Origin of the sequence: Halobacillus sp. K22 (assembly GCF_052246795.1) — a bacterium.
Taxonomy (GTDB): Bacteria; Bacillota; Bacilli; order Bacillales; family Halobacillaceae; genus Halobacillus.
In genome coordinates this window covers 1-14,218 of the sequence record NZ_JBQQCN010000027.1, presented here as the reverse complement: position 1 = coordinate 14,218, position 14,218 = coordinate 1, and the positions used below count along the sequence as shown (strand labels likewise).

The window sequence follows — 14,218 nt, the reverse complement described above, 5'->3', positions numbered from 1 at the left end:
TTAATAAAGCATCATAGAGTTAACGGTAAGGGAGGGATTATCAATGGCTAGAAAACTAGGACGTACCACTGATCAACGTTTGGCGCTTCTTCGCAACTTAGCGACCGACTTGATCATTCATGAGCGTTTAGAAACAACAGAAGCTAAAGCAAAAGAGCTTCGCTCTGTAGTAGAAAAAATGATTACTCTAGGTAAACGCGGCGATCTTCATGCCCGTCGTCAAGCTGAGTCATTCCTCTATAAGGCTGACGCTGATGAAGAAGGAGATCAAACAGCTTTACAGAAGCTATTCTCTGACATTGGCCCACGCTATGAGGACCGTCAAGGTGGTTACACTCGCGTGCTTAAGCTAGGCGAGCGTAAAGGTGATGGAGCTAAAATGGCGATCATTGAATTAGTTTAATGATTACCACAGGTATAAAAGGGCAGGAATGAATCTCATCGTGAGGTTGAATCCAGCCCTTTTTTTATTTGTCAAAAATACTATTTTTACTATGGCCTAAAGACCGTAAAAGTATGTTAGGGATTTAAATAAAGATCTATCCGGAAAATTGTCGTATTTCCTGGGAAATAGTCAGATGAGTGGAGGGGAAATGTATGGGGAACACTCAGATCGAGTTTAGAAATGTTTCATTTCGGTACCAGGAAGATATGCCGTGGGTTCTGAAGGATGTAAGTTTTACCATTAACAATAATGAATGGGTTGCGATGATTGGTCATAACGGCTCCGGGAAATCTACCATTGCTAAGTTAATGAATGGTTTGTTATTTCCTCAAGAAGGGGAAATCTTAGTAGACGGTCAACAAGTTACAGGTTCCAGTGTATGGGAGATACGCAGGAAAGTGGGCATGGTTTTTCAGAATCCGGACAACCAGTTTGTGGGTACTACAGTAAGAGACGATGTGGCTTTTGGTATGGAGAACCATGGCATGGCAAGAGACTTAATGTTAGAACGCATTACAGAGAGCCTGGGAGCCGTAGGGATGAAGGGTTATGAGCGTCATGAACCTCATCGGCTCTCCGGAGGGCAGAAGCAAAGAGTGGCGATTGCCAGTGTGCTTGCCGTATCTCCCCAGTATATTATTCTGGATGAAGCAACAGCTATGCTTGATCCCAAAGGTCGAAAAGAAATTATGGAAACCATTCGTGAAGTACAATCCGAGCGAGATCTTTCACTCATTACCATTACTCATGATTTACTAGAAGTCACGCAGGCTGACAGGGTGATTGTAATGAACAAGGGAGAGATTTGGATGGAAGGCTCTCCAAGAGAAGTCTTCACCAAGAAAGAACAATTAATTGAAATTGGCTTAGATACTCCTTTTGTAAGCAAACTAGCAGATGAATTGAAGAATGCTGGTCTGCCTTTAACACGTGAGCCACTGAATCACCAGGAGTTGCTGGAGGAATTATGGACATTGCATTCGACAAGGTAAGTTATACCTATCAACCCAATACCCCTTTTGAACATCGTGCGCTGGATGAAGTGTCCTTTAAGCTCAACTCTGGTGCTTACGTAGCAGTGATCGGCCATACAGGTTCTGGGAAATCCACCCTTATTCAACACCTGAATGGATTGCTTCAACCCACTAGTGGTGAAGTAAAAGTTGGTGAATACCATCTTAAGGCAAATGAGAAAAACAAACAGCTTAGAAAACTCCGCGAACAGGTAGGAGTGGTTTTTCAGTATCCAGAGCATCAGTTATTCGAGGAAACAGTAGCAAAGGATATTGCATTTGGACCCCAGAACTTTGGGGTCTCGGAAGAAGAAATCAAACGAAGAACGCGTGAAGCAGCAGAAGCAACTCAGCTTCACGAAGAGTTGCTCGAACGATCTCCTTTTGATCTAAGCGGGGGGCAAATGCGCCGGGTAGCTATATCAGGAGTTCTTGCCATGGACCCGCGAGTACTTGTACTTGATGAGCCTACGGCAGGTTTGGATCCTAATGGACAGAAGGAAATCATGCGTATGTTCTATCGGCTGCATAAAGAAAAACAGCTGACAACGATTCTCGTTACTCACAGCATGGAAGATGCGCTTGCTTACGCAGATCATATTGTGATTCTTAATCAGGGTAAAGTATATATGGAAGGTGCTCCATTGGATATATTCAAGCAGCAAAAAGCCCTTGAGGATGTGCAGCTGGACGTGCCGGAGGTTATACAGTTTGTAACAAAAGTCAGGGAGCAGCTGGGAGTAGAGTTAGAATACACAGGACAGAGCATAACAGAATTAGCAAAGGAATTAACCCGTATAGTGAAAGGAGACCGGGTGTATGAGTAATTCAATGATTATCGGTCAGTATATTCCGGGTGATTCATTTGTTCACCGTCTGGATCCTCGGTCTAAAATTGCGATTATCTTCTTCTTTGTAATCATTGTGTTTTTTGCTAATTCTGTTATGAGCTACGGGCTTCTTGCTTTGTTTGCTGTTGGCAGTGCTGCCATTTCCCGCATTCCTCTGAGTTATATTATGAAAGGTCTTAAACCTGTATGGTTTTTAGTTATCTTCACTTTTCTATTACATCTTATAGTAACCAAACAGGGAGAAGTATTAGTTAGTATTTTAGGGTGGGATATTTATGAAGAGGGCGTCATTCAAGGCGCAGCTATTTCGCTTCGCTTCTTTCTACTAATCATGGTGACCTCGCTTTTAACATTTACGACCACACCCATTGAAATTACTGATGCCATAGAAGAGCTGTTAGGTCCTTTGAAAAAAGTTAACTTTCCCGTACATGAACTAGCCCTGATGATGTCCATTTCTTTAAGGTTTATTCCTACTCTCATGCAGGAGACGGAAAAAATATCAAAAGCTCAGGCCTCTCGTGGAGTAGATTTCCGCACAGGGTCATTTAAGGACCGTGTGAAGGCGGTAATCCCTCTTTTGGTACCTTTGTTTGTCAGTGCTTTTAAAAGAGCTGAGGAGCTGGCTATGGCCATGGAAGCACGAGGCTATCAAGGCGGTGAAGGCCGTACAAAATTAAGAGAACTGCATTTAGGTAAATTAGATGTCTATTTATATATCATGTTTATTTTATTAGTAATCGGTCTTTTTTTAACCAGAAGTTAAATGGAGGAAAACGTTTTGGAGCGAATACGATGTATCATTCAGTATGACGGTACAAAATATGCGGGTTATCAGATACAGGCCAATGGAAGGACCGTACAGGAGGAGCTGGAAAAAGTTCTTACTAAAATGCATAAGGGGCGGAAGATAAGAGTGACAGCTTCTGGTCGGACGGACTCAGGAGTTCACGCTGTAGGACAAGTCATTCACTTCGATACGGAGCTGAAGATACCGATGGATAACTGGAAACGTGCCCTCGCTACTATGCTTCCCGCAGACATAACGGTCACACAAGCTGAGCCTGTTAGCAGCGATTTTCACGCCCAATACGATACCACTGGAAAAGAGTATCGCTATTTCATTTGGAATTCTAAAGAACCCAATATTTTCAAGCGACACTATTATTATCATATAAAGAAAGAACTGGATATTACGGCTATGAGAGAAGCATGCCGTTATATAGAGGGAGAGCATGACTTTACTTCTTTTTGTTCACTAAAGTCAGATGTGAAAGGCAGCAAAGTACGCACCATTCGTCAGGCCTTTGTGGAACAGAAGGGTGAAGAACTTATCTTTCAATTCAAAGGCTCAGGTTTCTTATATAATATGGTGAGGATTATTGTAGGTACATTGCTTGAAGTGGGGCATCACGAGAGAGAACCAGCAGATATTCTATCTATCATTGAAGAACAGAACCGTGAATTCGCAGGGAAGACTGCTCCTCCACATGGTCTCTTTTTATGGAAGGTCGATTATGAATAAAGGTTGATAGATATTTTTTTAATAATAACAACGATTCCTGGTGTGTATTCTCTTGACATTAGTAATAAGAGTGTTATATTATATTCTATGGCATTTTATTTCTATACCACGATTAGCCCCGGAAACTAATCGTATTTGAGATAAATAAACGAAGCTTAGTAAAATTAACAATTCAGGAGGGAAACCGACATGCGCACAACTTTCATGGCAAATGAAAACAACGTGGAACGTAAATGGTATGTTGTGGATGCTGCAGGGCAGACACTTGGCCGTTTATCAAGCGAAGTTGCTGCGATCCTTCGCGGTAAAAATAAACCAACGTACACTCCCCATGTTGACACAGGTGATCACGTAATCATCATCAACGCTGGAGAGATTCAACTGACTGGTAACAAAATCAATGACAAGATCTACTATCGTCATTCAAATCACCCAGGTGGTTTGAAGGCCCGTACGGCTAACGAAATGCGTACGAAATACCCAGAGCAAATGCTAGAACTTGCTGTTAAAGGTATGCTGCCAAAAGGAAGCCTTGGACGTAAGATGGGCAAAAAACTTCATGTTTATGCAGGTAACGAACACAAGCATGAAGCACAACAACCAGAAGTTTACGAACTTCGCGGATAATAAAAGGAGGTAATCAAGAGTGGCACAAGTACAATACTCCGGTACTGGACGTCGTAAGAAATCAACTGCTCGTGTACGTCTTGTTCCAGGAACTGGTCGTGTAGTAGTCAACAAACGTGATGCTGAAGACTTCTTTCCATATGAAACTCTTCGCATGATTCTGAAACAGCCTCTAGCTGTTACAGAAACAGAAGGTAACTATGATGTTTATGTAAATGTAGACGGTGGAGGATTCACTGGTCAAGCTGGTGCTATCCGTCACGGTATCGCTCGTGCTTTGTTAGAAGCAGATCCAGAATACCGTACACCACTTAAACGCGCAGGACTGCTAACGCGTGACGCACGTATGAAAGAGCGTAAGAAATACGGTCTTAAAGGTGCTCGTCGTGCTCCACAGTTCTCCAAACGTTAAGATATCAACAACTCAAAGACTCTCAACCATTTTGGTTGAGAGTCTTTTTTATATCTTTTTAGCAACTAAATTCAATGGAAAAAATATTATTGTCTAGTGTTGAGAGGGGTTCAACTTTTTGTTATATGGAGAGAGAAAAGCGTCATGAAGTGCTTTTCTCTCGTTCCTTTTTATTCTGTTACCTGCGGTGGTTCGTTGGGTACGATATTACCTTGTAATACAAAATCCTCTGGTCCCATGCTGAAGTCTTCACCAGATGCAGTAAATCCTACTGGAGCTACAGGTGAGATAATGTCTGTTTCTTCTCCCCAGGGCTGTTCAAAAACAAGCCGATTGATAAGCACTTGGATCTGCCCTGGCTCTGGAGATGTTTCACCGCCAGAATTATAATCCACATACACAGCAAGCCAACCTGGGTGAGGGTTAGTTATATCATTATCTTCAATAAGAATTGAATCTACCCCTGGAAATTCAAATGGTAAGAAGACGATGGAGTTGCCTCCCCGATCCTGGTGATCCATTTCGTTTTCTCTAACCAGAATAGAGACATCTTCATACTTTCTCGTGTCGAATAAGGCAAGTTGAGTATGTCGTTCCACTCTATTTCTTTCGAGCCTCAATGTGCCTTCAAATCGATCTTCTTCACGAGCTCTCGCGAACGAAACTGTGCCTTGGCTTAGCGCACCACCACGAAAAGCATTATCTTTAATGGTCGTTTCTCCTAAGGCCCCTTTAACCGCTATAGATTCTTCATCTCCTGTATGAATGATAGTATTTCCTTCAAAGGTAAGGTTCTCTGCCTTTACACGGGCGGTTCGTTTTCCACCTTCTAGAATGGAATCACGGATAGCTATCCCTTTGTAATATTCGCCTGGTGCTCGTTGAGGGATTTCTAGCAAGGTTTCCTCCTCCTTGGCATTTTCGTCTGTTGTTCTGGAGAGAGAAAGCCTTTCTACAGTAATATTATTAGCGCGTAGTCTTAAGGCAGCAGCGTCAGGGATGGTATCAGGGAAGGTTATTCTGGTCTGTTCCGCAGAGCTTCCACGGAGCGTTAAAGATTTATCAATGAGGAGTGAAGTATCCTGAGGATAAGTTCCTGGCGAAATGAGTAATGTGTCGCCCGAATTTGCATCTTCAAATGCGACATCAATTAAATCATAAAAGGTGCCTTGGTCCACATTAAAGATACGTCCTGTAATCAAAGGTCTGCCAATCGCTAGCGTAGTATGAATTCTGTCCTGAATCCAATCGTAAACTTTTGCTGCACGCATACATAGGTTTTCCTCTAGCTGTACACCTATAAGTGGATTGGAAGCGAGCAGTGGGTAACTCGTTTCGCTCTCTGATGTTCCGCGGCCGAACACTGCCGGGCATTGCGGTGGAAGCACAGGAGGGGGGCAGAAATTGTCGATTTGCTGCGCTCTGGGATTACAGAAGACAGCATCCATGCTTAACGTAACCGTAGTGATGGACTTTACTTCTACACACACATCAATAACAACATTAATTTCTGAAGTTGTAACCGTACAAATCTGGCACGAGTATTCAATAACCTGACAGTCGATGGCTGTTCCTTGAGGAGCGCATAAGTAATAACTTTCGCAAATACTAAATTCAGCGGACTCCGTAGTTCCATCTTCAAAAGTAACCATCGCGGTTCCGGTGACCCGTAGATTGACGCGTTGGAGTGTAACGGTACTACCGTTTGGAAGGGTAAAGTCTCTTTCTTGACGACCGTCTCGCTGGAGGAGCTCCGTACAACTTAAATTAGTAACTATGCATGATATGTTGTTCTCCGCTTGTTGGAGTTGAGTTACTTTAAGTTTCATATCGAACCTCCTTTCCTAATAGATGTATCTGTTTTCAGATATTGTATTTATATGCGATGCATTAAGGGTGGGAAAAATATAAACAAAATAGGCAGAATCCTTCTCAATTTTGGTAAAGGATTTGGTAGGGTAAGCGATCTAAAGGTACCTGACTTTGAAAGAGTAAAAGCAGATAAGGCTTCTGGCCAAATGCTTCATCTGCTATTGGTCGTTTATTCAATATTCTTCTGATAAAGGTTAGGTGGTAATTACAATATTATCGACCAATTCAAAGGCATTAATATTCATTTGAGGCGGAGCAGGAGTTCGGAAACCTACAGGCGCCACATTAGAGGCAATATCAAAAACTCTCCCCCAGGGTGGTGGATAGAACCTCATTGTATTTCGAAACACCTGAATTTGATTCGTGGCGGCAGGTGAATTTCCCAAGCTGTAATCGACATAAACGGCTAGTCTTCCGGTATTGAGGTTAGTAATATCATTTTCTTGAATGAGAATGGTGTCGACCCCCGGAAAGTTCTGGGGCAGAAAGATAATTGAGCTTCCAACGCGATCCTCATGATCAATTGTGTTCCTTTCAACAAAAATTGAAACATCCATCATCGTTCCAGTGTCGAACAATACGAATTGAGAATGTCTTGCCATCACGTTATTTTCTATTCTAAAAGTTCCCCTTAATACGTCGACAGGAGTGTCTGGTTCAAAATACAGGGCGGCAAGGCTGGTTGCATTTCCTTGAAAGGTATTTCCTGTAATTTGTGTTTCCCCAAAAGTACCACGTATTTCTACAGAGCGCTCCGTGTTACCAGTATGAATAATTGTATTGTTTAAGAGAGTAAGGTTAGATGCATTAATAATAAGAGTTCGTTGCCCGCCCTCAAATCTGGAATTTTGAATTGTTATGCCATCATAATAGTCCTCTACACCTTCTGCAGGAATCCGAAGTAACGTCTCATCCGCTGCGCCAGTAAGCTCTCGCATAAAGGAAAGACCTTCCAGGGTTATATTATCTGCTTCAAGACTAACAGCGGTGGCTCCTGTAAAGGCAGCAGAGAAAGTAATCTCTGTTTCGTCTGCTGAGAAACCTCTAATTGTTAAAGATTTATCAATAATTAGCTCAGCATCCTGAGGATAGGCACCTGGAGTCACTAGCAGGGTTTGATTGTCTTCAGCTGCTTCCACTGCCTCTGCAATAAAGTCATAATAAACTCCTGTATTGACATTAAGGATGCGACCCGTGGGAATAGTACAAGATAATCCTGTGGGGAGTGGAACCGCATCTTGTGGGCAAGGGAGACAGGTTTCTGTAGTTCTTTCCAGCTCTATGCTACACGTCTGATTTGAACAAAGAAGTGTTTCGGCACAAGGTTCTTCGCATGGAAAACAGATTAAGTCGCCTTCAGTAAGACCCAAGCATTCCCCGGCAATGTCATTCACTGTGTAAACGCATGACGGGATTGCACAGTAGAATCCCACTGGAAGCGTCACGGCATCAAGAGGACAAGGCACACAATCTTCAGACCTCCTTGTTAATGTCAACGAACAGGTATCATTTGTGCATTGGAGGGTCTCTTCACAGGGCTCATCGCAAGGAAAACAAATAACATCCCCTGTCACGATATCCCCACATTCACCAACTACTTCACTAACTATATAGACACAGAAAAGAGGGGGAGGTATATTAATCGTCACCGTAGTATTCACGCGATTTTGGATCCAGTCATATACGCTATCTGCACGAATACACAGGTTTTCCTCTTGCTGTGGGGCTACTTCCAATGAGTTCGAATAGATAATCGGGCATTTCTGTTCAGGTGATGCTCCAGCATTTCCAAATATAGAAGGGCATTGGGGCGGATGCACTGGATTAGGGCAAGTGCGTTCTATTTGTTGTTCTCGCGGATTACAAAAAGCGGCTTCAAGACCTAACGTGACATTGGCTGTAGATTTTACATCTACACACAAGTCGATGATGACCTCAATGTCTGTGCCTGATTCACTAGTTGTAACGGTGCAAACCTGACATGAGCTATCAGTAACCTGGCAGTTGATTTCTGTCCCTGAAGGGGCGCATAAGTAATAACTCTCACAAATGCTGAAGTCCATTGGGTCCGTAGTGACATCATTAAGAGATACTGTCACGGTTCCCATGATTCTTATATTTACACGTTGAAGGGTGACCGCTGAACCGTCAGGGAGTATGAATACTTTTTCTGAACGACTACCTTGCTGTGGGATCTCGGTACAGGTTAGATTATCAATCATGCATGTTGGCTCGTTTTGGGCTTGCTGCTGTTGACTGATAGAAATTGTTTTTTGGGTTGCTTTAAATTTCATATAGAACCTCCTTTTCCAAATTTTCATCTGCATTCAGATATAGCATTTATATGCGATCGATCCATACTCGGGGAAGGTTTCCTGTAAATTAGGCAGAATGCTAGTTTTGGTAAACCAATTAAAAATATTCGAACTTACACTAAAGAACCCTAACCATGACTTTTTGACATAGATAGGGTTCTTTATAATGAAAGCAGTAGTTAGCCGATTTTATTATTATCTTCTATTCCATTATTGACTGCGCGTTTGTCTGCTTTTTAGTGCTTTAAACGAATAAGCTTCCATTAAAGTCATAATAACGGAGAATGAAGAGGTACAAGATTAAGGTGTTTACGAAGGAAGAAAATGAAAGGTGGTATATCCCACTCATCTGTTCATATTCTCCAGTCCTGTCCCATATAGTGAATTAGGGAGTGTAAGGAGTGTGGAATGATGTTCCGTCAAATGAAGACACCTTTATGGTTAGTGGGAATAATAATACTTGTCTGTCTTGTATCTTATCCCCTGCAAGAAGCAAAAGACGCCTGGACCCTGTGGTCATCTCCTCTATCTGGAAAGGTTATTGTCCTTGATCCAGGACATGGAGGGCCGGATGGTGGAGCAGAAGGAAAAGATGGGACACAGGAAAAAGAGATCACGCTTCGTATGAGTGAATACTTGCGAGATTATCTGCAAGAAGCAGGAGCACTCGTGTATTTAACAAGAAACGAAGATAAGGACCTCGCATCTGAAAATGCCGGGAGTTTATCCAGGCGGAAATCAGAAGATATTCGTAACCGGGTTCAGTACATCAAAGAAAAAGAAGCGGATTTTTATTTAAGCATTCACTTAAATGCGATTCCATCTCCTAAATGGAGAGGAGCTCAGACTTTCTTTAATTCAAGCACCCCTGAGAGTGAACACCTGGCTAAATTTATTCAATCCGAAATTAGTACCAATCTTGAAAATACAAACAGGCAGGCCATGGATTTGACATCCATTTATATTCTGAAACATGTAGAGGTCCCAGGAGCACTTGTAGAAGCGGGCTTTCTCTCAAACGGAGAAGAAAGGGAACTGCTGAAGTCGGAGGAGTATCAAAGGAAAATGGCTGCCTCCATTTACCAGGGAGTACTGCGCTATGTGACAGAAAGAGAATATCCTTCTGAAAATTGATTGTAAGCATATTACTTAGAAAGCGTTCCAGATATGTTATACTTGCATTATTGAACATTTCTAAGGATGGTGAACGGCTTTGTTAACACAAGAAAAAGTACTCGAAATCCTTCATCCAATCGAAGATCCGTTTTTACATAAAACGTTAGAAGAAACCGGTGGGATTGAGGATATATCAATAAAAGAAGAAAAAAACCACGTCAGTGTAAAAGTTTTAATTGCTAAGACAAATACAGCTGAACAAATGGAACTTCAACAGACAATAGTAAACGCACTGAAAAGCGGCGGCGCAGCTACTGTAGGGCTTCGTTTTGATCAACTTCCAGAAGATGTAATTAATAAATTTCAGCCGGAAGCGGAAAGTCAGCAGGAAGAATCTTTACTTGATGGCGGCTCCAATACAAAATTCCTTACCGTTGCCAGTGGTAAAGGCGGTGTTGGTAAATCAACAGTTACCGTCAACTTGGCAGTAGCACTTACACGTTTGGGTAAAAAGGTAGGAATTATTGACGCTGATATCTATGGCTTTAGTGTACCGGATATGATGGGTGTGGAAGAACGCCCGGTTGTACGTGGAGAAAAGATCATTCCTGTTGAGCGGTTCGGGGTAAAAGTTGTATCCATGGGCTTCTTTGTAGAAGATAATTCTCCAATCATTTGGCGAGGTCCTATGCTTGGCAAGATGCTGACAAGCTTCTTTAAAGAAGTAGAGTGGGGCGACCTTGACTATCTACTTCTTGATTTACCTCCTGGAACAGGAGATGTAGCTTTAGATGTTCATTCTATGCTGCCTTCGTCTAAGGAAATTATTGTGACAACTCCTCACCCGACTGCGGCCTTTGTAGCGGCACGAGCTGGTCAGATGGCTTTGAAGACGGAGCATGAAATCTTAGGAGTTATCGAAAACATGGCTTACTTTGAAAGTAAGGAAACCGGAAACAAAGAATTTGTCTTTGGACGCGGAGGAGGAACGAAGCTTGCTGAAACACTGCAAACCGGTGTGCTAGGACATATTCCTTTGCAACAGCCGTATGAAGACGAAGATGTCTTCGCTCCTTCCGTTTATCAATCTGATCACCCAATCGGTTTAAGCTACCGTAATATTGCAGCAAAAATTATCGATAAGTACTAATGAAAAATCACGCGTATCCCTTTACTATAAGGGAAACGCGTGATTTTTACTGGGAAGATTCGCCGCCTTGTTCCTGACCGCCGTTGCCGGATTGTTCTTCACTTCCACCTTGTTGACCTTCTCCCCCGGAAGAGGAAGAACCTTCTCCGGTTTTCATTTTTTCTGCAGCTTTTAACAGCGTATCGCTAATCTTGGCTTGAACCACAGGACTATTTAATGTCTCCTGGATTGTTTTCTCAAGATGCTCACGGAACTTCTGCCCCTGCATAACCGTAACCATTTGCTCCATCATTTCGGGATTTTTGTATATCTCAATTAAGAGCTTTTGGTACTCAGGGTCTTTCATTAAACCTTTCATAAGATCCTTTTCTTGTTCTTCCAAGGTTTTGCTGAAACCCTGTACGAATGTAGGATCGGCAAACAGCTTACTCCAGAACTCTTTTCCTTTATCAGAAACTAAGGTTTCACTGACCGATTGGGCCACCACTTCAGATTCAAGAGTCATGGATTGCTGCATTTTTTCATCAGAGAGAACTTCCGTGAGGGCTTTTTTGCCTTCATCGGTTTTCAGTATATCTACAATCATTTTTTTCGTTGTATCATAATCCGCCTGTTGGCTTGCTCCTGAGCTGCCGTTACAAGCTGCCAGGAAAACAAGAATGATGACGGGACATAATAAGCGAATTTTGGACATAATAGGATGTCCCCTTTCTTTCGTTCTCCTTGCTATTACTATTCGCGTTTCGACAAAATTTATACGGCAGGAGGAAAAAAGCTGTACTTCATGATAAAATACGAAGGAAAATCTTTTTTGCATTTAGGGGGAACATGCGTGAATAGTCGTAAATGGGTGAGGTTATTTTTAACAACGCTGCTGCTTGGCGGAGTTTTAACCCTCGTAACCAGTTTTATATTTAAACAGGATTCTTATGCCGAAGTTCTTCAACCCTTTCAATTATTTGAATTAGTGGGTTTATTATTATTCTTTTCCGGTCTTGGGTTTATATTCAGCGTCATTAGCCAGATGGGTTTTTTTGCTTATCTAACGGTTAATCAGTTTGGGAAAGGATTATTCAGATCTTTCTGGCCTGCATTGCAATTATTTTTAATTGCCTTTACATTGTTCGATCTCGTTTACTTCCGTTATCAAGCGTCTGAAGAAGGTTCAATTGGAGGGTTTTTATTAACTGCCTTGGGAATTTTAGTTATCTCCTTAGTGGTGGCCACTGTAAAAGCAAAAGAGACGAAGCGGCATGCTTTTATTCCGGCCTTATTTTTTATGGTGGTTGTTACCACAGTGGAGTGGGTACCTGCTTTGAGAGCACAGGGAAGTGACTATATATGGATGATGATTATTCCTCTTATTGCTTGTAATGCTTATCAGCTTCTGCTTCTACATCGTCTAAATAATAACCAGGGAACCTCTGCTTAACGTAACCAGCCACTGTGTCTCCACAGTGGCTTTTTTTAATCAATTTGAGTAGTCTCAGATTCTCCCCCGCTGACCAGTTCTGATATGCTGACAAATTTTAATCCTTTTTGTTTCAGACCAGGCAGAATAACTTCCAAAGCTTTAGGAGTCTGCTTAACAGAATCTGAAGCGTGTAATAATATAATATCTCCTTTTTTGCCTTCATTTAATACTTGATCAATAATGGCGTTTGTTCCAGGGTTTTCCCAGTCTCTAGGATTCAGACTCCATTGCACGGCCTGCATGCCTTCGTTTTCAATCAGCTTCAGCACTTCTTTATCCATATGTCCATGAGGAGGACGGATCCATTTGATTTCCTCAAATCCTAATTTTTCAAATGTTTCCTGAGCTTTACTTAAGTCCGATCGTACTTGTTCAGGTTTTAATTCTAAATAGCTCTCATATTCATAACCCATCATCCCAATTTCATGTTTTCCTTCTTGGATAGCTGTCACAATATCTGGATGGCGTTCTGCCCATTCTCCGCTGACAAAAAAAGTCGCCTGGGTCTGGTGTGATTCCAACTGTTCTAAGATCTCATAAACTTTGTCGCTTCCCCAGCTAATATTAAAAGTCAAAGCAACTAACGATGAATCCTTGCTTCCCTGGGTTAGTGCACGAGGCTCATCATTATTAGAGAACACAGGAATCTGGCTCCACTGACCTAACCAGAGAAACAAAGCGCAAAAGAGGGCGAGCGTTACTACAATTCCATATCGCTTTAAACGTTCCATTTTCCATGTATAAAAGCTCAAGGTTTCTGCAACTCCTTCCTTCCAATATGTTCTATACATATGAAATATAGGACAACCTATGCTAAAAACAATGAATTTGGGGTAAAAATATAAAAGGTTGGTTATCAGGGAGGTTCTGGCTATGCACGGAATAATAATCAATGATCAAGAACAACGTGAAATGGAATACCTTTTAAAAAGAGAGATGGAAGAAATCACATTTGATTTAGGAGACCATCGAATAGATATAGGGATTAAAAAAGCGATGGAAGAGCGATACGACGTTTTGTTTCAAATATTTCGGAGGTTTGGTTCTCGGGAAGAATGTCTGCGATACATGCCCAAAAAGAAAAAAGAAAACTAAAAGCATTAAAGTTCAGGGCTTATCCTGAGCTTTTTTCTTTTTAAATCCCCCGTATATATAGGAAACCTAAAAAAAGATAAAAAAATTGCTTAAAAGTATTGCATTCTAATTTTAATCCATGGTATATTATTAATCGTTGTCGGGAAAGGCGAGCAAATGAAATGCGAGCCGAAGACAGCAAACAAAAATTAATTTCAAAAAGTTGTTGACTTAAATGAGTCACAATGATATGATTATTAAGTCGCTGTTTTGAAGCGGCAAACGAAATCTTTTGATCTTTGAAAACTGAACGAACCAACCAGTACGTCAAGATATTCTTTCAT

Annotated in this window: 15 protein-coding genes; 11 read left to right on the top strand and 4 right to left on the bottom strand. The window is 41.7% G+C overall.

The genetic code is table 11. The annotated features are described in order from the left end of the window. Positions 1 to 43 precede the first annotated feature (43 nt). The 7 genes from rplQ (at position 44) to rpsI (ending at position 4,873) form a co-directional block, all read left to right on the top strand. Positions 44 to 403 (top strand): 50S ribosomal protein L17, encoded by a 360-nt coding sequence (gene rplQ, locus ACTWPM_RS16695; RefSeq protein ID WP_014641448.1) that lies wholly within the window; start codon positions 44 to 46, stop codon positions 401 to 403. Positions 404 to 597: 194 nt separating this feature from the next. Continuing rightward, positions 598 to 1,437, top strand: a complete 840-nt coding sequence (locus ACTWPM_RS16690; protein WP_443134160.1) for an energy-coupling factor ABC transporter ATP-binding protein — start codon at positions 598 to 600, stop codon at positions 1,435 to 1,437. Further along, positions 1,413 to 2,285, top strand: coding sequence for an energy-coupling factor ABC transporter ATP-binding protein (locus tag ACTWPM_RS16685; protein WP_443134159.1), 873 nt, complete (start codon positions 1,413 to 1,415; stop codon positions 2,283 to 2,285). Before ACTWPM_RS16690 ends, ACTWPM_RS16685 begins: the two co-directional genes overlap by 25 nt. After that, a complete protein-coding gene (locus ACTWPM_RS16680) occupies positions 2,278 to 3,075 on the top strand; it encodes an energy-coupling factor transporter transmembrane component T family protein (RefSeq protein WP_443134158.1) in 798 nt (265 codons plus the stop codon). The genes ACTWPM_RS16685 and ACTWPM_RS16680 overlap by 8 nt, the downstream gene beginning before the upstream one ends. A 15-nt stretch (positions 3,076 to 3,090) precedes the next feature. After that, positions 3,091 to 3,834: a tRNA pseudouridine(38-40) synthase TruA gene (gene truA / locus ACTWPM_RS16675; protein ID WP_443134157.1), complete on the top strand. Its 744-nt coding sequence runs from the start codon at positions 3,091 to 3,093 to the stop codon at positions 3,832 to 3,834. A 189-nt stretch (positions 3,835 to 4,023) separates the two neighbouring features. Next, a complete protein-coding gene (rplM, locus tag ACTWPM_RS16670) occupies positions 4,024 to 4,461 on the top strand; it encodes a 50S ribosomal protein L13 (protein WP_443134156.1) in 438 nt (145 codons plus the stop codon). 19 nt (positions 4,462 to 4,480) lie between these two features. After that, on the top strand, positions 4,481 to 4,873 hold the full coding sequence (gene rpsI, locus ACTWPM_RS16665; protein ID WP_014641454.1) for a 30S ribosomal protein S9: 393 nt from the start codon (positions 4,481 to 4,483) through the stop codon (positions 4,871 to 4,873). A gap of 170 nt (positions 4,874 to 5,043) precedes the next feature. Here the strand turns inward: rpsI and ACTWPM_RS16660 are convergent, their stop codons facing one another. Together ACTWPM_RS16660 and ACTWPM_RS16655 are read right to left on the bottom strand one after the other, a co-directional pair. Further along, the gene (locus ACTWPM_RS16660; RefSeq protein ID WP_443134155.1) at positions 5,044 to 6,702 is read right to left on the bottom strand and encodes a hypothetical protein; all 1,659 of its coding nucleotides are present in this window, start codon (positions 6,700 to 6,702) and stop codon (positions 5,044 to 5,046) included. Positions 6,703 to 6,939: 237 nt separating this feature from the next. After that, positions 6,940 to 9,039 (bottom strand): hypothetical protein, encoded by a 2,100-nt coding sequence (locus tag ACTWPM_RS16655; RefSeq protein WP_443134154.1) that lies wholly within the window; start codon positions 9,037 to 9,039, stop codon positions 6,940 to 6,942. 432 nt (positions 9,040 to 9,471) lie between these two features. On the opposite strand from ACTWPM_RS16655, the gene cwlD reads away from it, so the two are divergent. Together cwlD and ACTWPM_RS16645 are read left to right on the top strand one after the other, a co-directional pair. Continuing rightward, complete coding sequence (gene cwlD / locus ACTWPM_RS16650) at positions 9,472 to 10,194, top strand: N-acetylmuramoyl-L-alanine amidase CwlD (RefSeq protein ID WP_443134199.1); 723 nt, start codon at positions 9,472 to 9,474, stop codon at positions 10,192 to 10,194. 79 nt (positions 10,195 to 10,273) lie between these two features. Then, the gene (locus tag ACTWPM_RS16645; RefSeq protein WP_443134153.1) at positions 10,274 to 11,326 is read left to right on the top strand and encodes a P-loop NTPase; all 1,053 of its coding nucleotides are present in this window, start codon (positions 10,274 to 10,276) and stop codon (positions 11,324 to 11,326) included. Between the two features lie 46 nt (positions 11,327 to 11,372). On the opposite strand, the gene gerD is transcribed toward ACTWPM_RS16645, so the two are convergent. Beyond that, a complete protein-coding gene (gene gerD, locus ACTWPM_RS16640) occupies positions 11,373 to 12,020 on the bottom strand; it encodes a spore germination lipoprotein GerD (protein ID WP_443134152.1) in 648 nt (215 codons plus the stop codon). Between the two features lie 138 nt (positions 12,021 to 12,158). On the opposite strand from gerD, the gene ACTWPM_RS16635 reads away from it, so the two are divergent. Next, on the top strand, positions 12,159 to 12,758 hold the full coding sequence (locus tag ACTWPM_RS16635) for a KinB-signaling pathway activation protein (protein WP_443134151.1): 600 nt from the start codon (positions 12,159 to 12,161) through the stop codon (positions 12,756 to 12,758). Between the two features lie 35 nt (positions 12,759 to 12,793). On the opposite strand, the gene pdaB is transcribed toward ACTWPM_RS16635, so the two are convergent. Continuing rightward, complete coding sequence (pdaB, locus tag ACTWPM_RS16630) at positions 12,794 to 13,552, bottom strand: polysaccharide deacetylase family sporulation protein PdaB (protein ID WP_443134150.1); 759 nt, start codon at positions 13,550 to 13,552, stop codon at positions 12,794 to 12,796. A 121-nt stretch (positions 13,553 to 13,673) separates the two neighbouring features. Between pdaB and ACTWPM_RS16625 the strand changes: the two genes are divergently transcribed. Continuing rightward, a complete protein-coding gene (locus tag ACTWPM_RS16625) occupies positions 13,674 to 13,895 on the top strand; it encodes a hypothetical protein (protein ID WP_443134149.1) in 222 nt (73 codons plus the stop codon). The last annotated feature ends 323 nt before the right edge of the window (positions 13,896 to 14,218 follow it).

Bases quoted from the DNA above. Each gene is read 5' to 3' on its own strand.
- ACTWPM_RS16655 (WP_443134154.1), bottom strand. From the start codon at position 9,039: ATGAAATTTAAAGCAACCCAAAAAACAATTTCTATCAGTCAACAGCAG.
- gerD (WP_443134152.1), bottom strand. From the start codon at position 12,020: ATGTCCAAAATTCGCTTATTATGTCCCGTCATCATTCTTGTTTTCCTG.
- cwlD (WP_443134199.1), top strand. From the start codon at position 9,472: ATGTTCCGTCAAATGAAGACACCTTTATGGTTAGTGGGAATAATAATA.
- ACTWPM_RS16625 (WP_443134149.1), top strand. From the start codon at position 13,674: ATGCACGGAATAATAATCAATGATCAAGAACAACGTGAAATGGAATAC.
- rplM (WP_443134156.1), top strand. From the start codon at position 4,024: ATGCGCACAACTTTCATGGCAAATGAAAACAACGTGGAACGTAAATGG.
- ACTWPM_RS16680 (WP_443134158.1), top strand. From the start codon at position 2,278: ATGAGTAATTCAATGATTATCGGTCAGTATATTCCGGGTGATTCATTT.
- ACTWPM_RS16690 (WP_443134160.1), top strand. From the start codon at position 598: ATGGGGAACACTCAGATCGAGTTTAGAAATGTTTCATTTCGGTACCAG.
- rplQ (WP_014641448.1), top strand. From the start codon at position 44: ATGGCTAGAAAACTAGGACGTACCACTGATCAACGTTTGGCGCTTCTT.
- ACTWPM_RS16660 (WP_443134155.1), bottom strand. From the start codon at position 6,702: ATGAAACTTAAAGTAACTCAACTCCAACAAGCGGAGAACAACATATCA.
- ACTWPM_RS16685 (WP_443134159.1), top strand. From the start codon at position 1,413: ATGGACATTGCATTCGACAAGGTAAGTTATACCTATCAACCCAATACC.